The following is a 17,626-nucleotide window of genomic DNA, read 5'->3' as shown; positions in this document are numbered from 1 at the left end:
CGCAGGCGTCGCCCCGTCTCGCGACGTATGAGCGGCGATCCGTTCGCGATGCAGCCACCGGCTCGCAGCCAATCTCCCGTCGACCGTTCGCCGACTTCCCCCCGGCCAGCCACGGCTCACCGACGGACGAACTGCGCCGCCGCACCGTCATCGCCGCGCGCACGAACGCGTGAACGGCGCTACGCTGTCGGCATTTCATCCCATCACCCTCGATCCAGGAGAACACATCGATGGAACACGATTTCAAAGGCAAGGTAGTCGCGATTACCGGCGGCTTCGGTCATCTGGGCGTCGCGACGGCCGCGTGGCTCGGCGAGCGCGGCGCACGCGTCGCGCTGATCGGCCGCGGCGCGGCCCCGGCGGCGCAGGCGCTGCCCGGCGTGCCGGCCGATGCGCTGCGCATCGGCGGCATCGATCTCGTCGATCCGCAGGCCGCCACGCAGGCGCTCGACATGGTCGACCGCGAATTCGGCCGGGTCGATGCGCTGCTGAACATCGCCGGCGCATTCGTGTGGCAGACGATCGCCGACGGCGATGCCGCCACGTGGGACCGCATGTACGAACTGAACGTGAAGACCGCGCTGAATGCGTCGAAGGCCGCACTGCCGTACCTGGTGGCGAGCCAGGCCGGCCGCATCGTCAACATCGGCGCGGGCGCGGCGTTCAAGGCCGGCGCGGGGATGGGCGCGTATGCGGCCGCGAAGGCGGGCGTCGCGCGGCTCACCGAGGCGCTGGCGGCGGAACTGCTCGATCGCGGCGTGACCGTGAACGCGCTGCTGCCGAGCATCATCGACACGCCGCCGAACCGCAAGGACATGCCCGACGCCGACTTCTCGCGCTGGGTCCGGCCCGAACAGCTCGCGGCGACGATCGGATTCCTGCTGTCGGCCGGCGCGCAGGCGATCACCGGTGCGTCGATTCCGGTGAGCGGCCGCGTCGCGTAGTGCGCCGGCGGAGGGCTCGCCGGGGCCGGCCGTGCGTACAATGTCGCACCGGATTGCGCGACCCGAACCCGACACCATGACTCAGCCCACCATCCTGATCGTCGAAGACGAACAGGCGATCGCGGACACGATCGTCTATGCCCTCGGCACCGACGGCATGCAGACCGTTCACTGCACGCTCGGGCAGGCGGCGCTCGACCGCCTGCGCGACACGCGTGTCGATCTCGTGGTGCTCGACGTCGGCCTGCCGGACCTCGGCGGTTTCGAGGTATGCCGGCGGCTGCGCACGTTCACCGACATTCCGGTGATTTTCCTGACCGCGCGGCACGACGAGATCGACCGGATCGTCGGGCTCGAGATCGGCGCCGACGATTACGTCGTCAAGCCGTTTTCGCCGCGTGAGCTGGCCGCCCGGGTGCGCGTGATCCTGCGCCGCTTCCATCGGGCGGCCACGGCGGAACCCGCACCCGCACCCGCACCCGCCGACGCGCCTGCCCCGGTCGCCGCCGGCTTCACGCTCGACGCGGACGGCGCGCGTGTGGCGTGGCTCGGCCACGCGCTGGACCTCACGCGCTATGAATTCGGGCTGCTCGCGCTGCTGGTCCGGCATCCGGGCCGCATCTACTCGCGCGAACAACTGATGGATCTCGTGTGGCGCGAGGCGCTCGATTCGGCCGACCGCACGGTCGACACGCACGTCAAGACGCTGCGCGCCAAGCTGCGCGCGATCGATCCCGAGCGCGACCCGATCCGCACGCATCGCGGAATGGGCTATTCGCTGCAACCGTAACGATCGACACCGCCCATGCATATCGGCCTGCGCATCTTCTTCGGCTTTTTCCTGATCGTCGGCCTGGCCGCGCTGATCACGCTGCGCGTGTTCGTGCAGGAGGTGAAGCCCGGCGTGCGCGAAGCGATGGAGGACACGCTCGTCGATACCGCGCAGGTGCTGGCGACGCTGGCGGCCGACGACATGGCGAACGGCCATATCGCCGACGGCACATTCGCACGGCAGCTCGGGAAACTGCACGAGCGCCCGGTCAGCGCGAACGTGTGGGGCATCCAGAAGAATGCGATCGGCTACCGTCTCTACATCACCGACGCGCACGGCATCGTCCGCTACGACTCGTCCGGTCGCGCGGTCGGGCAGGACTATTCGCGCTGGAACGACGTGTACCGGACGCTGCGCGGCGAATACGGCGCGCGCAGCACGCGCAGCGATCCGAACGACGATGGCAGCACGGTGATGCACGTGGCGGCGCCGATCCGGCGCGGCAACGAGATCATCGGCGTGCTGACGATCGCGAAGCCGAACCAGACGGTCGCGCCGTTCATCGCGCGCAGCCAGCGCAAGATCATGCTGTACGGCGCGTTGCTGATGGGCGGCGCGATTCTGATCGGCGTCGCGTGCACGTGGTGGCTGGTGCTCGGTCTGCGGCGCCTGCAACGCTATGCGCGTGCGATCGCGGCCGGCGAGCGCGCGTCGATGCCGCTGCAGGGCGCGAACGAACTGGCCGAACTGGGGCGCGCGGTGGAAAGCATGCACCAGCGGCTGGAGGACCGGCAGTACGTCGAAACCTACATCCACACGCTCACGCACGAGATGAAGAGCCCGCTGGCCGCGATCAGCGGCGCGGCCGAACTGCTTCAGGAAGACATGCCGGTCTCCAACCGCCGGCGTTTCACCGAGAACATCCGCCGCCAGGCCGGCCGCCTCGAACAGATGATCCGCAAGCTGCTCGCGCTGGCCGAGGTCGAGCAGAAGCAGCGGCTGTCGGTGCACGAGCCGGTCGCGCTGCGACCGGTGCTCGAACAGCTCGTCGACGATCTCGAGCCGCGCGCGCGGCAGCGCGGCGTGAGTGTGCGGATCGATGCGAACGATGCGGCCGATCCCGCGGTGGTCGACGGCGATCCGTTCCTGCTGCGGCAGGCGCTCGGCAACCTGCTCGACAACGCGCTGGATTTCGCGCCGCCAGGCAGCACGATCCGGATCGCGCTCGAGCGGCAGCCGGCGGGCAGGGCGCACGTCGCGGTCGTGCGCGTCGCGGACGACGGCCCCGGCGTGCCCGACTATGCGCTGTCGCGCGTATTCGAACGCTTCTATTCGCTGCCGCGGCCCGACGGACAGGATCGCAGCACGGGCCTCGGGCTGTGTTTCGTCCGCGAAGTCGCGATGCTGCATCGCGGCCAGATCGCGCTCGCGAACCGCGCGGAAGGCGGGGCGTGCGCGACGCTCACGCTGCCGTCGGCGGGCTGACCGCGCTTCACGCTCGCCACACATTCGCTTCACGCCGGCTTCAATCGGCCTTCACCGGGGCCGCTCATGCTGACCGTACCTCCACTCCGGTACCTGCCAGCAATGAATCGAGTCCTGTTGTTCAAGTCCATGATCACCGCGTTTCTCGCGCTGGCGATCCTGATCCCGCTGCAGATGGTCCAGAGCATCGTGCGGGAACGCGCCGATTACCGGCAGAGTGCGCTGCAGAGTATCTGGGCGAGCTACGCGGGGCCGCAGACGGTGACGGGGCCGGTGCTCGTCGTCCGTTACACGGAAGTCACGCGCGTGAGCGACGACGCGCGGGCCGGCGGCAAGGCGAAAACCGGCCTGAAAAGCGAGGCGAAGCGGCTGCTCGTGTTTCCGAAGACGCTGAAGGTCGACGGCACGCTGTCGGTCAGCGTGCGCTATCGCGGTATCCATAAAGCGCTCGTGTACGGGCTCGACAGCCGGATCACGGGCACGTTGCCGCTGCCGGACCTGAAGAAGCTGCCGCAGGCCGACGGCCACGTGAGCTTCAAGATCGACGGCGCGTATGTCGCGCTCGGCATCGGAGACCTTCGCGGGTTGAAGGCGCAGCCGGACCTGCGCATCGGCGGCAAGCGGATCGACGTGGAGCAGGGCACGCGGCTCGACAGCCTGCGCCAGGGCGTGCATGCGAACGTCGATCTTGCGGCGCTGGCGGACGCAAACACCGGCGCGGCGGTCGTGCCGTTCAGCATCGGCCTGCCGCTAGCGGGCGCCGAATCGGTCGCGTTCGCGCCGGTGGGCGACCAGAACGACTTCTCGCTGAAATCGACGTGGCCGCATCCGAGTTTCGGCGGCGAATTCCTGCCGGCCGAGCGCACGATCGATGCGCGCGGTTTCGTCGGCAACTGGCACGTGACGTCGTTCAACACGAAGGCGCGCGAGCAAGTGGCGTCCGGCAACGGCGGGGGCGAGATCGAGATGGCGTCGGTGTCGGTGATCGAACCCGTAAACGTCTATCTGCAGGCCGAACGCGCGACGAAATACGGTGCGCTGTTCGTGATGCTCACGTTCGCGAGCTTCTTCATGTACGAGCTCGTCAAGCGGCTGCGCATTCACCCGATCCAGTATGCGCTGGTCGGCCTGTCGCTCGCGCTGTTCTTCCTGTTGCTGCTGAGCCTGTCCGAGCACATTGCGTTCGGCTATGCGTATCTCGCGGCGAGCGGCGCATGCATCGGGCTGCTCGGCTTCTACCTGTCGTTCGTGCTGCACAGCGTGAAGCGCGGCGCGACGTTCGCGGCGCTGCTCGCGGTGCTGTATGCCGCGCTCTACGGGCTGCTGCTGTCGGAAGACAATGCGCTGATGCTCGGTTCGCTGCTGCTGTTCGCGATCCTTGCCGGCATCATGACGCTCACGCGCCGCGTCGACTGGTATTCGCTCGGCGCCGCGTGGCAGCCGCTGGCCGACAAGCCGGGGGCGGTGAAGCCGGGCGCGCCGGCGAAGTAAGCGCGAGGGGGAGCATGAGCGCGCGCCGGTCGGGAATATAGCGGCCGGCGCGCGTTTTCACGCGGGCCTGATGCCTTTCGCACGGCCATCCCGGGGCGACGAAACCGCGCCAGAGGAATCTCGGCGATGGCCGCGATCTCGATCAGCGGTCGGGATGGGAGAGACGCTCGGCGCGGCCGGCCGAACGCGGCGGCGGCCCGTCTCGCCCTATACTCTCCACTCCACGTTACCGGACCACGCCGTGCCGAACCCAGTTTCCGGAGATCCGTCCATCGACGATCCCCGTCCGACCCCGCCTATCCCACCCGAATTGGAAGACTGCTGCAACAGCGGCTGTTCGCCGTGCGTCTTCGACCTGTACGACGAAGCGCTCGCGCGCTATCGCGTCGAACTGGCCGAATGGGAGGCGCGACAAGCGCAGCGCGAGCATCGCGAATAAACCGGATGCCGGCGAACGGCCATGCGTTGCATGCGCCGCATCGGTTGCCGGCGTTGGACTGACGCGGCCATTTCCGTCCCGCGTCATCCGTCACGCATCCGCATGCAGCCGCCGATGCAGCGGCCCGAGCGCCATCGACAAGGCGATGCAGCCCAGCAACACGATCGTCAGCGTGAACATCGACGCCCTGAACCCCTGCACGTAATCGAGCGCGGCCGGATGCACGCCGAGCCGCGCGAAGAACACGCCGCCGATCGTCGCGGCGCCGACCGCCGCGCCGATCTGCAGCATCGCGCTGACCATCCCCGACGCGACCCCCGCGCGGGTCGTGTCGACTTCCGCGAGCACGATCCGCACGACCGACGGCAGCACGAGCCCTTGCCCGATGCCGATCGCCGCGATGCCCGCATAGAAGCCGGGCCCCGGCGCGCCGTCGCGGGCGAGCGCGGCGGCGACCGCGACGCCGCCCGCGAGCATCGCGAAGCCGAGCGTGAGCACGCGATATCCGCCGAAGCGGGCGACGAGGCGCGGCATCAGCAGCGGGCTCGCGAGGAAGCCGAGCCCGAGCGGCAGGATCGCGAAGCCGGACGCGAGCGGCGACCAGTTCAGGCAGCCCTGCAGATAGATCCCGTAGCTCAGGAAGAACGCGCTCAGCATGTAGAACAGGAACGCGAGCAGGAGCCCGAGCGCGACGACCGGGTTGCGGAACAGCCGCACGTCGAGCAGTGGATCGTGGCCGCACGCGAGCCGGCGCGCTTCGACCGCCAGCAGCGCGCCGAGCATCGGCAGCGCGCCGATGCCGCACGCGATCATCCACAGCGGCCAGCCGGCTTCCCGACCGTGCGTGAGCGGGTACACGAGCATCAGCAGGAACAGCGACATCAGCACCGTGCCCGGCACGTCGATACGCTGGCCGCGCGGCGCGCGGTTTTCCGGGATGAAGCGCCAGCTGCCGATCAGCGCCAGGATGCCGATCGGCAGATTGACGAGGAAGATCGCGCGCCAGCCGAGCCCGAACGGATGCAGGCTGATCAGCGCGCCGCCGCCGAGCTGGCCGATCACGGCCGCGAGGCCGAACGCGAACCCGTAGAAGCCCATCACGCGCACCTGTTCCTGCGGGCTGAACACGCTGCGGATCGTCGCGAGCACCTGCGGCGCGAGGATCGCGGCGAACAGGCCCTGCAGCACGCGGCCGCCGACGAGCACCGTGCCGTTGCCGGCGAGCCCGCACAGCGTCGACGCGAGCACGAAGCCGGCCATGCCGACCATGAACATGCGCTTGCGTCCGTACAGGTCGCCGAGACGCCCACCGGTGATCTGGACGACCGCGTTCGCGCACGCATAGGCCGACACGACGAGCTGCAACTCGGCCTGGCGCGCGCCGATGCCGTCGCGAATGGCCGGGAGCGCGAGATTCACGATGAAGTAGTCGAGCGGCGGCAGAATGGCGCCGACCAGCAGGACCACGAGCGCCCAGCCGTGGTGGCTGCGCGGCGTCGCCGCGGCAGTCGCGCCGGCCGGCGCGCGGGGAGCAAGGGTGTGGTTCGTCATGAGGAAAGCAGAATCCAAAAAATGAGGGCCGGGTATGCGATCGACACAGGCGGGCCGTCGACCCCTTATTTTGGATATCGCTCACGATTCGGAAAAGCGGGAAAGAGTGGTAGCATCCATCGGGTTATTCGATGGATGGGGGAGGCGATGCGCGGTTTCGACCTGGATCAGTTACGCACTTTCGCGGCGGTCGCGGACGCCGGCAGCCTGACGGCCGCCGCGCCGCTGCTGCACCTGTCGCAATCGACGGTCAGCGAGCAGGTGCGCAAGCTCGAATCGCGGGCCGGCGTGCCGTTGTTCGTGCGCAGCAAGCGCGGCGTCGAGCCGACGCCGGCCGGCTCGCGGCTGCTGCAGCACGCGCGGCGCATCGTCGCGCTGAACGAGGCCGCGTTCGACGAACTGCGCGGGCAGGCGATCAAGGGCGAGCTGCGCGTCGCGATCACCGATTACTACCGTACGAATGAAGTGGCGGGCATGCTGGCGCGGCTGCGCGAGTGCTACCCGCAGTTGAGCCTGCACGTGAGCGCGATGAAGAGCGCGGAGATCGAAGCGGCGCACGCGCGCGGGCAGATCGATCTCGGCGTGGTGATGAACATGTCGAGCGGGCCGTTCCGGCCGGTGTCGGCCGACACGCGCTGGGTGCTGCGGCGCGAACCGCTGTCGTGGGTCGCGTCGCCGGCGCTCGCCGAGCAGTTGCCCGAGCCGCTGCCGCTGGTGCTGCTGCCGGACGACTGCATGATGCATCAGGTCGCGGTGCGCTCGCTCGACGAGCAGCACACGCCGTACGTGCTCGTGCACAGCGCGTCGGGCGTCGCGGGGTTGCAGTCGATGCTCGCGGCGGGGCTGGGAGTCGGCTGCCTGTGCGCGTCGGCGATTGGCGACGGCCTGATGCGGCTCGGCCCGAAATACCGGCTGCCGCCGCTGCCCGACGCGGTGTTTTCGCTGACGCCGCCGCTGCCGGGCGAGCGCGAAACCGTTACCCAGGCGCGCGAGGTGCTGTCGCGTCAACTGCTGATGTAAAACCATGCCGCGCGACACGCGACGGCGCGTAACGAGAGGCGCGCCAGGGGGACCACAGGCATGAACGACGAACTGAAGCGCGAGATGGCCGCGAAGCTGCAGGATGCGCTGGAGCGCGTGGTCGACGAGCGTTCGCTGATCCACTTCCTGCGCGTGCTCGGCCATGACTGGCACACGGAGCGGCAGCTCGAGGCAGACTCGCCGCTGTCACCGTACGCGCACGCCGCGCTCGGCTGGGAAAACCGGTCGATCGGCGAGTACCTGGAAGCGATGATCGACTGGGCCGAGGCGTCGGAAGAGGGGCTGCGTTTCTACGACGTGCCGGACAACCCGTGGCGGCGGATCGCCGACATCCTGTTCGCCGGAAAAATCTACGAATAGCGCGGCCTGCGCGATTCACGCCCGCCGCTTTCTACTCGGCGGCTTCACCGTCCGCATACGCACGCAGCCCGTTGGCCAGTGCATCGAACACGGCGCGGCAGCGCGGGCTCGTGCGCAGGTCTTCGTGCATCACGACCCAGGTTTCCAGCCGCATCGCGGGCCCGTCGGGCAGCACGCGCACGAGCCGCGCGTCGCGTTTCGCGAGCGCCGTCTGGCAGAAGCCGATCCCGTAGCCGGCGCGGATCATCGCGAGCTGCGCGAGATTGCTGTCGGTGCGCAGCGCGAACGCGTCGCGTTTCCAGAGCGGCATGCCGCGCCCCGCCGAGCGGATGAACGGCGTGACCGTATCGAAGCCGATCAGCGCGTGATGCGCGAGTGCGTCGCTCGTCGCGGGCGCGCCGTGGTGCGCCAGGTAATCGTCGCGCGCATACAGCCCGACTTCGATGTCGCCGACTCGCCGCGCGACGAGCGCGTCCTGCGTGAGCGGCGCCATCCGGACCGCGATGTCGGCCTCGCGCTTCAGCACGTCCTGGATGCGGTCGGTCGGCACCAGTTCGATCACGAGCCCCGGATGGTCGCGCCGTAACTGCGCGAGCATCGGCGGCAGCACCTCGACGGCGATCACGTCGCTGGCCGAGATCCGCACGATGCCGCGCACGCCGGCGCCATGGCTGGCCGCCGCGCGCTCGAACGCGGCCGCCGCGCTGCGCAGCGCCTCCGCGTGGCCGCGCAGCGCGAGCGCGGCCTCGGTCGGCAGCAGGCCCGACGGCGAGCGCGTGAACAGCGTCTGGCCGAATGCGGCTTCGAGCGCCGCGACATGGCGGCCGGCCGTCGGCTGCGTGATGCCGAGCGCGCGCGCCGCGCCGGACAGCGAGCCTTCCGTCAGCACCGCGAGGAAGGTGCGGTAGCGTTCCCAGTTCAGATCGGTGGTCATGCATAAATGTATAGCCGATCTACCAGGTTCGGCAATTCCTTGCTAGTGGCCCGCGCGCCAGAATGCGTGTCGTGATGACGCCATTCAAGGAGAGCGGCAATGTTGGCAAACGCAGGCGGGACGCAACGGCAGGCACTCGTGCTGGGTGCGAGCGGCGGGATCGGCGGGGAAGTCGCGCGGCAATTGCGCGATGCGGGCTGGCAGGTGCGGGCGCTCAAGCGCGGGCTCGATGCCGAGGTCGTGGAGCGCGACGGCATCGCATGGGTGCGCGGCGACGCACTGGATCGCGATGCGGTGGTGCGCGCCGCGCGCGGCTGCAGCGTGATCGTGCATGCGGTGAACCCGCCCGGATACCGGAACTGGGCCACGCAGGTGCTGCCGATGATCGACAATACGATCGCGGCGGCCCGGGCCGCGCAAGCCACCGTCGTGCTGCCGGGCACGGTCTACAACTTCGGCGCCGATGCGTTTCCGGTGCTGCGGGAAGATGCGCCGCAGCATCCGGCGACCCGCAAGGGCGCGATCCGCGTCGAACTGGAGCGGCGGTTGCAGGACGCCAGCGTGCACGGCGTGCGGGCGATCGTCGTGCGCGCCGGCGATTTCTTCGGGCCGCAGCTCGGCAACAGCTGGTTCTCGCAGGGGCTGATCAAGCCCGGGCGGCCCGTCGCGACCATCAGCGTGCCGAGCCGCGGCGTCGGCCATCAATGGTCGTATGTGCCGGACGTGGCCCGCACGATGCTCGAGCTGATCGAGCGGCGCGAGACGCTGGAGCCGTTCGCGCGTTTCCATCTGGGCGGGCATTGGGATGAAGACGGCATGCAGATGGCGCAGGCCGTGCAACGCGTCGCGCAGCGGCACGGCATGCGGCCGGCGCTGCGCGATTTCCCGTGGTGGCTCGTGTGGGCGGCCGCGCCGTTCGTCACGACGCTGCGCGAATTGCTCGAGATGCGTTACCTGTGGCGCGAACCGATCCGGATGGACAACGCGCGCGTGACCGCGGTGCTTGGCCGCGAGCCGGTGACGCCGCTCGATACGGCGGTGGAGGCGACGCTGGCGGGGCTCGGGTGTCTCGGGTGAGCAACGGCGGGGAGCACGGGCGGCGCCCGCGCGCGGAAACGTGTCACGGTAAACCGAAGTGCCCCCGGGACCACAATTCTCCACATACCCGCGTGCGTCCGGTGCGCATCATGTCGGTCGATACCGATAAGGCGAAAACGGAGGCGCGATGGGATATTTCGGGTGGAAAATGTCGGTTGCGGGAGCAATCATGTTCACATTGAGCGGGTGTACCAACCTGGCAGGTGTGCTGTACTGCGGCAACGCGCAGTTCAACTTCCCGGACTATCACTGCTTCGAGTCGTACAGGTAGGAACAGGCGTAACGACCGACAGCCGTCGCGCCCGCGTCTCCGTCGCGTGCGGTTTTCCGCTCGCCGTCAAGCCACGACCGGCAACACCTCGACTGCATAGCGATGCGTGAGGCTGCGTCCGAGCACCGGATCGTGCAACTCCATCTCGAACGCATCGCCGTCACCCATCGTCGCGATCGTGCCGTGCACGGCGACCGTGCCGCCATACATCGCGCAGCGCGCGGGCATCGTGCGGCGATCGTCGAACCGCTGCCACAGCGCGTCGGGCGCGAGCAGGCCGCTGACCGCGCCGTGCTGGTACGCCGTTCGCTCGCCGTCGCGCGTGATCAGCCACGAACGCATCTCCAGCGCATCCCAGTGATCGGCGACATCCGCATGGCGCCACGCGTCGCGGCCGAGCGGCTTCGCGCATACCTGCTTCGACACGGCGACGCCGTACGCCTCGATTTCGCGATCCGTATGATCGGAGCCGACCGTGACCAGCGTGCCGGCCGGGCTGTCGATCAGCACGCATTCGATCTCGCCGCCCGAGCGCGTGCCGAGCACGCCGATCGACGGCGCCTGCGTGAGCAGCGCCGACGACACGCGATAGAAGCACGGCGTGGTCGATGGCGGCGCGACGCCGAGCGCCGCGAGTTCGTCGATGTGCGCGCGGATCGCGGCCGGGTCGCGGCCGGCCCAGCCGGCGATCACGACGCGTTCGATATCGACGTCGACGGCGGCTGGCGCGCCGTGCAGGGAAATCACGTTGAACGACAGGGTTGGCATGCGGATATCCGTTCGAGGTGCAAGGGAATGAACCGGCTGGCGGCGACGCTCAATCCGCGAGCGGCCGGTGCGCGGTCTCGCGCGCCGCGACGAGCGCGATCGACGTGACGACGAGCGCGGCGGTGACGTACAGCGACACGGCCGTCGTCGTGCCCGTCTGCCGGAACAGCGCGGCGATCACGAGCGGCGCGAAGCCGCCGCCGACGATGCCGGCGAGCGTGTACGCGAGCGACGAACCCGCGTAGCGCACGCGCGTCGGGAACTGTTCGGTCACGAACGCGCCTTGCGGGCCGTACATCACCGCATGGATCACGAGGCCGATCGCGACGGCCGCGACGATCGCCACGGGGCGCGCCGAATCGAGCAGCGTGAAAAACACGAACGCCCACACGATCCCGGCCAGGGCGCCGGCGAGATACACGGGACGGCGGCCGAAACGGTCCGACAGCGCGCCGAAGAACGGCACCGCGAGCGCGTTGCAGGCCGTGCCGATCATCACGGCCGTCAGCGCGACGGGGCGGGACAGGTGCAGCACGGTCGTCACGTAGGTCAGCGTGAACACGACGATCAGCGCATACAGCACGTCCGAACCGATTCGCGAGCCGCCCGCGATCAGCAGGCGCTTCCAGTGGTACTTCAGCACGTCGGCGACGGGCACTTCGGCGGTCGCGTGCGATTCGGCGAGCTGCTCGAACTGCGGCGTTTCGTCGACGCCGCGCCGCACCCAGAAGCCGAACGCCACGAGCAGCGCGCTGGCCGCGAACGGCACGCGCCAGCCCCACGACAGAAAGTTGTCGGACGTGGTCGACAGCGTGACGAGCGCGATGCAGCCGGTGCCGAGCAGCGTGCCGAACGACGGGCCGATCTGCGTCCACGACGCGGACAGCCCGCGCCGTTTCTGGTCGCCGTGCTCGACCGACAGCAGCACCGCGCCGGCCCATTCGCCACCGAGCGCGACGCCCTGCACGAAACGCAGCGCGACGAGCAGGATCGGGCTCAGGATGCCGGCCTGCGCATAGGTCGGCAGCGCGCCCATCAGCGCGGTCGTCACGCCCATCAGCACGAGCGTGAGCATCAGCACCGCGCGGCGGCCGATGCGATCGCCGAGGTTACCGAACACGAAGCCGCCGAGCGGGCGCGACACGTAGCCGACCGCATAGGTCGAGAACGCGAGGATCGTGCCGGCCAGCGGATCGACCGACGGGAAGAACAGATGGTTGAAAACGAGTGCGGCGAGCGTGTTGTAGATCGTGAAGTCGTACCACTCGAGCGACGTGCCGATCATGCTCGCGGTCGCGAGTCGGCTGTTGCGGACACGGTGGGGCGTGTGGGCGGCGGGCTGGGCGAGAGTGCTCATGGTATCGGGCAGGTCGTGACGGGTGACGGGGCCGGCGTGGGTGCCGGCGTCGAGCGTTCAGGCAGGCAGCGCGGCAGCGGTGGCCGGTTCGGCTTCGGCCTCGCGGTGCGCAGCCGGCAGCGGTGCGGCGGCGCGCCACAGCAGCTCGAAGGTGCGTACGTCGTCGTGTCCGGCGAGCGTGGCGGCCACGCGGCGCGCGGCTACTGCGTCGCTGCCTTCGATCAGCACCAGCGCATCGGCGGCGGGCCGGGCCGCCGCCGCGGCGCCGATCGGTGCGGACAAGTCCGGCGCGGTGCGGAACAGCCGCGCGGCGTGGATGCCCGGTTCCTGCAGTGCGGCGTCGAAGCCCTCGCGCAGCTGCGGCACGTCGATGCGATCCGGCGGCAGCACGAAGAGCGCGAGATGCGCGCCTTCGCCGTCGCCGGCTTCGATCGTCAGTTCGCCGACGCGCCGCTGGGTGCCCGTCATGCGTTCGAAGTTCGCGAGCGACCACGCGGTCTGCTGCGTGAATGCGCGCCGGTACGCGTCGCCGCGGAACACGTCGAGCGCGTCCGTCACGTACAGCGCGAGGTATCGGCGCGGGCCGCCGTCGGTCGCGCGAAACCGCCGCGCATGCGTGAAGCCGGGAATCGCGACACGCTCCTGCATGTGCTCGCGGTCGTACCACGCGTTGAAATCGGCTTCGTGCGCGGGGTCGATATCCGTCCAGACGCAAAGCTGGCCGTGCGGAAGGGAAAGGCGGGTCATCGCGGCGTTCCTCGTGACGGGTAGGTCGGGAACCCCAGTGTCCTGAAGACGGCCCGTGCCCGTCCAACAAGAAAACAAATTCGCGGTGAACAGGTTTTCTTATGAGCGGCGCGAGCGCCGTGTTGCGGCAGGCGGGGCGGGCGAGGCGGCTTTCGTCGTGCGCTTCGGCTTCGTTTTCGCGGGCGTATTCGTCTTTGTCGCGGTTGCCCTGCGCGCGGGCATTGTATCGACTCGATCGGAGGCGGCCGGCTTCGCGAGGTTCGCGGCAGCCGCCGTCGCACGCGCCACTTCGCTCGCGAGTTCCGCGACACGCGCGGCGACCGGCAGCCCCTGGCTGCGGTACGTCGCGACGAGCGGCAGCGCCGGGAATTCGGGCTCGACGTCGAGCAGTTCGAGCGTGCCCTCATGCAGTTCGCGCCCGATGATCGCAGGCGGCAGCGCAGCCACGCCGAGCCCGTCGGCGACGAGGCGGATCATCGCGGCGACCGACGTGATGCAATTGATGCTGGCCGGCCGTTCGACCGCCGCGAACAGCCGCTCGATCGTCGCGTGCGGCCCCGAGTGCCGCGAGAAGCTGATGATCGGAAACCCGGCCAGGCGCGCGGCGTCGAGCGGCTGGCCGCCGAGCCCGAGGCGCGGGCTCGCGGCCCAGCGCACTGGGAATTCGCCCAGCGGCAGATTCGTGAAGTCCGGGCCCGGCACCGGATCGGTCTGCAGGATCAGGTCGACGCCGTCGGTGCTCAGCAGGCGAATCAGGTGCAGCGTCGTGTCGCTCGTGATCTCGACGTCGAGGCGCGGATAGCGCTCGCGCAACTGCGCCATCAGCGCGGGGAACCAGCTGTGCACGATCGATTCGATCACGCCGATCCGGATCAGGCCGGCGTCGCTCGCCGCATCGATGTCGCGCCGCATTTCGCCGTCGAGCCGCACGATCCGCTCCGCGTAGGCCAGCATGCGCCGGCCCGCGGGCGTGAGCGTGGCCGAGCGCGTGTTGCGGTCGAACAGGCGCACGTCGAACGCTTCCTCGAGCGATGCGATGCGGCTCGACACGGCCGCCTGCGTCGTGTGCAGTTTCTCGGCCGTGAGCCGGAAGTTTTCCAGCTTCGCGAGCCAGACGAAGGTTTCCAGAAACCGGATGTTCATCGCATTCCGAACGGTGAGGCAGGGCCGCGCCAGGCGGCGGATCGGGACGATGTTAACGGATTCGGAAGCGGTCAGGCACGCGTGACGCGTTCCTGCGGCGTCAAAGCCGGTCGAATGCGAGCGTCGGCACGTCGACGACCGTCGCGCCGCCGTCCGCGACGAGCGTCGCGCCGGTCACGAACGACGCGTCCGGCGATGCCAGGAACGCGCAGACGGCCGCGATCTCGTCGGGATCGGCCGCGCGCCGCAGCGGCACGTCGGCGCTCACGCGTGCGTATGCATCGTCGAGCGAATCGCCGTGCGCGGCCATCAGCGGCGCCATTTCCGCATCGGCCATCGGCGTGCGGACCCAGCCCGGGCAGACGGCGTTCGCGCGCACGCCGTGCGGGCCGTAGTCGCGTGCGAGCGATCGCGCCAGCCCGAGCAGCGCGTGCTTGCCGACCGTGTAGCCGCATACGCCGGGGCCTGCCGCGAGCGCCGCGATCGACGCGACCAGCACGATATTGCCGCGCTGCGCGATCAGGTCGGGCAGGCATGCGCGTGCGCTGACGAATGCGGTGTCGAGGTTCGCGTGCATCGCGTCGCGCCACTGCGCGTCGTCGGTTTCGTCGGCGCGGCCGATGCCATGGCCGCCCGCGCATGCGACGAGCGCGTCGATGCGGCCGAAGCGTTCGGCGATGCGCGGCAGGAAGCCGGCCCAGTCGGCGGGGCTGGCGGCGTCGCCGGCCAGCGCGAGGCCGCCCGTTTCGGCAGCCAGTGCGTCGAGCGGCGCCTGGCGGCGACCGATCAGCACGACGCGCTCGTCGCGGCGGGCGAAGCGGCGCGCGCACGCGGCGCCGATGCCGGTGCCGGCGCCGGTGATCGCGATCGTACGGGGTGGCGGGTGTGTCATGTCGTGCTCCGGGAAGATGCGTTCCGGCTACTTTAGGCGGCGCCGGCACGCGCCGGTATCCGCCGAAAGGATGAACGGGCGCCGTCCGGACGGCCAGGCGCGGCCACCGTGGCCCATTTTGCAAAGGCTGACGATGTCCGCCGCCGAATCGCTCTATCCTCCACATTTTTGCGATAAGCCGCGAAAGCCCGGCAAAATAGCGTGAGCGGCCGCGCGCGACGACGCGCGCCCGTCGGCCGGCCGATTCCGTCGTACGAATGGTGCGGCCGGCACGGGCGCGCCAAGCAATGGCGCGGCAGGCCGGATCGACGGGAACGGGCGTCCGATGCGCAGGTATCGCGTCCGCCGACGGCGCATGTCGCCACGGCGTATCGCCCGGTTGCGCGCTGACGCGGCCGGGCCATCGACAAGAACAGGGAGGGGCCGGCAATGAGGCTGGACGACGAAAGAGAAAGCGCCAACGTCGAGGATCGACGCGGCGGCGGCGGGTTCGGCGGCGGGCGCGCGACGATCGGCATCGGTACGATCGTGATCGCGCTGGCCGCATCGTATTTCTTCGGGATCGACCCGCGCGTCGTGCTCGAGGGCGCATCGGCGCTGCAGGGCCGCCAGCAGCAGGCGCAGCCCGCGCCGACCCAGCACCAGGGCGCGCCGGCGAACGATCCCGGCGCGGTGTTCACGCGCAAGGTGCTCGGCAATATCGAACGCACGTGGACGGGCGTGTTCAACACGCAGCTGCACGCGCAGTACGAACCGCCGAAGCTCGTGATGTTCACGAACTCGACGCCGACCGCGTGCGGCACCGGCCAGACCGCGATGGGGCCGTTCTACTGCCCGGGCGACCGCAACGTATATATCGATCTCGGCTTCTACGACGAGCTGCGCAAGCGTTTCGGCGCGGGCGGCGATTTCGCACAGGCCTACGTGATCGCGCACGAAGTCGGCCATCACGTGCAGAACCTGCTCGGCATCGCCGACAAGGTCGACGCCGCGCGCCGGCGCTCGAGCCAGACGCGCGCGAACGCGCTGTCGGTGCGGATGGAGTTGCAGGCCGACTGCTTTGCCGGCGTGTGGGCGAATAACGCGCAGCGCGCGAACCAGCGGCTGATGGAGCCGGGCGACTTCGAGCAGGGATTGAAGGCGGCGGCCGCCATCGGCGATGACCGGCTGCAGCAGCAAGGGCAGGGCTACGTCGTGCCCGAAAGCTTCACGCACGGCACGAGCGAGCAGCGCGTGTACTGGCTGCGGCGCGGGATGGAGTCGGGCGAGGTGAGCGCCTGCGACACGTTCGCCGCGAACGCTCGCTGAAACGAGGCGCGGATTCCTTCGCGCGCCCGTATCGTCCCGGTCGAACCGGCCGCCCTGGCCGCCCCGGGACGAATTGCCGATTTGCGCTCACTGGCGCGTTTCGGCGCCACTAGGCTGGCAAGGCAGTCGAAATTCGACGCCTTCGCGTGCCCGCCGATCCCCATGCCGACCTTCTCCGCTCCCGCCGACCACGCTCCCGCCGACTGGCAACGCGCGCTGCGCGCGTGCGTGGACGCATTCGACGCATTCGCGAGCCCGTCCGCAATCGTGTTCTACCGGCTCGACCAGGGCGGCGAGGCAGCCGATTTCGAACTGTTCGGGATGCCGGAATCGATGCACCGCACCTATGTCGCGCGCTACCGGATGCTCGATCCGCTGCATCCGTCGCGCTGCGCGGCCGGCGAAAGCGCGGTCGTCACGCTCGCGTCGCAATTGCCTGACGAACGACGCGGCGCGTCCGCGTACTGGACCCGCTTCCTGCGTCGGCACGACGTGGCCGACGTCGTCGAAATCTGGCTGCGCGACGCGGGCCGCACGGTGGGCGCGTTTTCGCTGTTGCGCTTCGGCCTCGGTGACGCGCACGGCAACGGCACGGCGGGGCGGTTCGCCCCCGGCGAGATCGACGCGCTTGCGCGTCTGCAGCCGGTGGCCGAAGCCGCGCTGAGCCCGCTGCTGCGCGCCCGGCGCGGGATTCATCGGATCGCCTGCGAGGAACGGCTCACCTACCGCGAGGAGCAAATCGCGCGGCTCGTGCGCGACGGCCGCTCGAACAAGGAGATCGCGCGCGACCTCGCGCTCGGGCAACCGACGATCAAGACTCACCTGATGCGGATGTATCGGAAGCTGGGCGTGTCGAATCGCACGGAGCTGGTCGGCGCGCTGTTCCTGTAAGTTTTTCCCTCTCCGCAATCACATCGCGTCATTCCGTTGGACGATAACGCGGCGTTCGTCCGGTGCGACGCCACGCTTGCGCGCGTCCGGCTCACACGCATCTGATTCCCCCACGCGCTGCCAATTTGCGCTCA

At 69.5% G+C, this 17,626-nt stretch carries 17 protein-coding genes; 10 read left to right on the top strand and 7 right to left on the bottom strand.

Annotation, left to right across the window (positions count from 1 at the left end):
* Positions 1 to 230: 230 nt before the first annotated feature.
* From QZM72_RS11755 to QZM72_RS11735, 5 genes are all read left to right on the top strand, one after another.
* The gene (locus QZM72_RS11755) at positions 231 to 944 is read left to right on the top strand and encodes an SDR family NAD(P)-dependent oxidoreductase (protein ID WP_301738141.1); all 714 of its coding nucleotides are present in this window, start codon (positions 231 to 233) and stop codon (positions 942 to 944) included.
* A gap of 76 nt (positions 945 to 1,020) precedes the next feature.
* Positions 1,021 to 1,734, top strand: coding sequence for a two-component system response regulator CreB (gene creB / locus QZM72_RS11750; protein ID WP_301738140.1), 714 nt, complete (start codon positions 1,021 to 1,023; stop codon positions 1,732 to 1,734).
* Positions 1,735 to 1,749: 15 nt separating this feature from the next.
* Complete coding sequence (creC, locus tag QZM72_RS11745) at positions 1,750 to 3,201, top strand: two-component system sensor histidine kinase CreC (RefSeq protein WP_301738139.1); 1,452 nt, start codon at positions 1,750 to 1,752, stop codon at positions 3,199 to 3,201.
* A gap of 102 nt (positions 3,202 to 3,303) precedes the next feature.
* Positions 3,304 to 4,692 carry a cell envelope integrity protein CreD gene (creD, locus tag QZM72_RS11740; RefSeq protein ID WP_301738138.1) on the top strand — a complete coding sequence of 463 codons (1,389 nt, stop codon included), beginning with the start codon at positions 3,304 to 3,306 and terminating at the stop codon, positions 4,690 to 4,692.
* A 241-nt stretch (positions 4,693 to 4,933) separates the two neighbouring features.
* On the top strand, positions 4,934 to 5,131 hold the full coding sequence (locus QZM72_RS11735; protein ID WP_301738137.1) for an oxidoreductase-like domain-containing protein: 198 nt from the start codon (positions 4,934 to 4,936) through the stop codon (positions 5,129 to 5,131).
* 90 nt (positions 5,132 to 5,221) lie between these two features.
* Here QZM72_RS11735 and QZM72_RS11730 read toward each other — a convergent pair whose 3' ends face one another.
* Positions 5,222 to 6,682, bottom strand: a complete 1,461-nt coding sequence (locus QZM72_RS11730) for an MFS transporter (RefSeq protein WP_301738136.1) — start codon at positions 6,680 to 6,682, stop codon at positions 5,222 to 5,224.
* A 147-nt stretch (positions 6,683 to 6,829) separates the two neighbouring features.
* On the opposite strand from QZM72_RS11730, the gene QZM72_RS11725 reads away from it, so the two are divergent.
* Both QZM72_RS11725 and QZM72_RS11720 read left to right on the top strand, forming a co-directional pair.
* Complete coding sequence (locus QZM72_RS11725; RefSeq protein ID WP_089470607.1) at positions 6,830 to 7,702, top strand: LysR family transcriptional regulator; 873 nt, start codon at positions 6,830 to 6,832, stop codon at positions 7,700 to 7,702.
* Positions 7,703 to 7,762: 60 nt separating this feature from the next.
* A complete protein-coding gene (locus tag QZM72_RS11720) occupies positions 7,763 to 8,083 on the top strand; it encodes a hypothetical protein (protein WP_089470175.1) in 321 nt (106 codons plus the stop codon).
* Between the two features lie 31 nt (positions 8,084 to 8,114).
* Here QZM72_RS11720 and QZM72_RS11715 read toward each other — a convergent pair whose 3' ends face one another.
* A complete protein-coding gene (locus QZM72_RS11715) occupies positions 8,115 to 9,017 on the bottom strand; it encodes a LysR family transcriptional regulator (protein WP_301738135.1) in 903 nt (300 codons plus the stop codon).
* Between the two features lie 99 nt (positions 9,018 to 9,116).
* Here QZM72_RS11715 and QZM72_RS11710 point away from each other — a divergent pair, with 99 nt between their 5' ends.
* A complete protein-coding gene (locus QZM72_RS11710) occupies positions 9,117 to 10,094 on the top strand; it encodes an NAD-dependent epimerase/dehydratase family protein (protein ID WP_089470174.1) in 978 nt (325 codons plus the stop codon).
* Positions 10,095 to 10,452: 358 nt separating this feature from the next.
* Here the strand turns inward: QZM72_RS11710 and QZM72_RS11705 are convergent, their stop codons facing one another.
* The 5 genes from QZM72_RS11705 to QZM72_RS11685 form a co-directional block, all read right to left on the bottom strand.
* A complete protein-coding gene (locus QZM72_RS11705) occupies positions 10,453 to 11,154 on the bottom strand; it encodes a DUF2848 domain-containing protein (RefSeq protein WP_089470173.1) in 702 nt (233 codons plus the stop codon).
* Positions 11,155 to 11,203: 49 nt separating this feature from the next.
* Complete coding sequence (locus QZM72_RS11700) at positions 11,204 to 12,523, bottom strand: MFS transporter (protein ID WP_301738323.1); 1,320 nt, start codon at positions 12,521 to 12,523, stop codon at positions 11,204 to 11,206.
* A gap of 45 nt (positions 12,524 to 12,568) precedes the next feature.
* Positions 12,569 to 13,258, bottom strand: a complete 690-nt coding sequence (locus QZM72_RS11695) for a DUF4286 family protein (protein ID WP_089470171.1) — start codon at positions 13,256 to 13,258, stop codon at positions 12,569 to 12,571.
* Positions 13,259 to 13,357: 99 nt separating this feature from the next.
* Positions 13,358 to 14,401, bottom strand: coding sequence for a LysR family transcriptional regulator (locus tag QZM72_RS11690; RefSeq protein WP_301738133.1), 1,044 nt, complete (start codon positions 14,399 to 14,401; stop codon positions 13,358 to 13,360).
* A gap of 100 nt (positions 14,402 to 14,501) precedes the next feature.
* A complete protein-coding gene (locus QZM72_RS11685) occupies positions 14,502 to 15,293 on the bottom strand; it encodes an SDR family NAD(P)-dependent oxidoreductase (protein ID WP_301738132.1) in 792 nt (263 codons plus the stop codon).
* Between the two features lie 429 nt (positions 15,294 to 15,722).
* Here QZM72_RS11685 and QZM72_RS11680 point away from each other — a divergent pair, with 429 nt between their 5' ends.
* Positions 15,723 to 16,601 (top strand): neutral zinc metallopeptidase, encoded by an 879-nt coding sequence (locus QZM72_RS11680; protein ID WP_089470168.1) that lies wholly within the window; start codon positions 15,723 to 15,725, stop codon positions 16,599 to 16,601.
* 162 nt (positions 16,602 to 16,763) lie between these two features.
* Complete coding sequence (locus tag QZM72_RS11675) at positions 16,764 to 17,492, top strand: LuxR C-terminal-related transcriptional regulator (RefSeq protein WP_089470167.1); 729 nt, start codon at positions 16,764 to 16,766, stop codon at positions 17,490 to 17,492.
* The last annotated feature ends 134 nt before the right edge of the window (positions 17,493 to 17,626 follow it).

This window comes from Burkholderia sp. AU45388 (genome assembly GCF_030481585.1).
GTDB lineage: Bacteria > Pseudomonadota > Gammaproteobacteria > Burkholderiales > Burkholderiaceae > Burkholderia > Burkholderia sola.
The sequence above is the reverse complement of the archived record's forward strand: the minus strand, read 5'-3'. Positions and strand labels throughout refer to the sequence as shown.

What these genes read in the sequence shown, in the direction of transcription:
- QZM72_RS11755 (WP_301738141.1), top strand. Translation starts at nt 231, where the DNA reads ATGGAACACGATTTCAAAGGCAAGGTAGTCGCGATTACCGGCGGCTTC.
- creB (WP_301738140.1), top strand. Translation starts at nt 1,021, where the DNA reads ATGACTCAGCCCACCATCCTGATCGTCGAAGACGAACAGGCGATCGCG.
- creC (WP_301738139.1), top strand. Translation starts at nt 1,750, where the DNA reads ATGCATATCGGCCTGCGCATCTTCTTCGGCTTTTTCCTGATCGTCGGC.
- creD (WP_301738138.1), top strand. Translation starts at nt 3,304, where the DNA reads ATGAATCGAGTCCTGTTGTTCAAGTCCATGATCACCGCGTTTCTCGCG.
- QZM72_RS11730 (WP_301738136.1), bottom strand. Translation starts at nt 6,682, where the DNA reads ATGACGAACCACACCCTTGCTCCCCGCGCGCCGGCCGGCGCGACTGCC.
- QZM72_RS11725 (WP_089470607.1), top strand. Translation starts at nt 6,830, where the DNA reads ATGCGCGGTTTCGACCTGGATCAGTTACGCACTTTCGCGGCGGTCGCG.
- QZM72_RS11720 (WP_089470175.1), top strand. Translation starts at nt 7,763, where the DNA reads ATGAACGACGAACTGAAGCGCGAGATGGCCGCGAAGCTGCAGGATGCG.
- QZM72_RS11715 (WP_301738135.1), bottom strand. Translation starts at nt 9,017, where the DNA reads ATGACCACCGATCTGAACTGGGAACGCTACCGCACCTTCCTCGCGGTG.
- QZM72_RS11710 (WP_089470174.1), top strand. Translation starts at nt 9,117, where the DNA reads ATGTTGGCAAACGCAGGCGGGACGCAACGGCAGGCACTCGTGCTGGGT.
- QZM72_RS11705 (WP_089470173.1), bottom strand. Translation starts at nt 11,154, where the DNA reads ATGCCAACCCTGTCGTTCAACGTGATTTCCCTGCACGGCGCGCCAGCC.
- QZM72_RS11695 (WP_089470171.1), bottom strand. Translation starts at nt 13,258, where the DNA reads ATGACCCGCCTTTCCCTTCCGCACGGCCAGCTTTGCGTCTGGACGGAT.
- QZM72_RS11690 (WP_301738133.1), bottom strand. Translation starts at nt 14,401, where the DNA reads ATGAACATCCGGTTTCTGGAAACCTTCGTCTGGCTCGCGAAGCTGGAA.
- QZM72_RS11685 (WP_301738132.1), bottom strand. Translation starts at nt 15,293, where the DNA reads ATGACACACCCGCCACCCCGTACGATCGCGATCACCGGCGCCGGCACC.
- QZM72_RS11680 (WP_089470168.1), top strand. Translation starts at nt 15,723, where the DNA reads ATGAGGCTGGACGACGAAAGAGAAAGCGCCAACGTCGAGGATCGACGC.
- QZM72_RS11675 (WP_089470167.1), top strand. Translation starts at nt 16,764, where the DNA reads ATGCCGACCTTCTCCGCTCCCGCCGACCACGCTCCCGCCGACTGGCAA.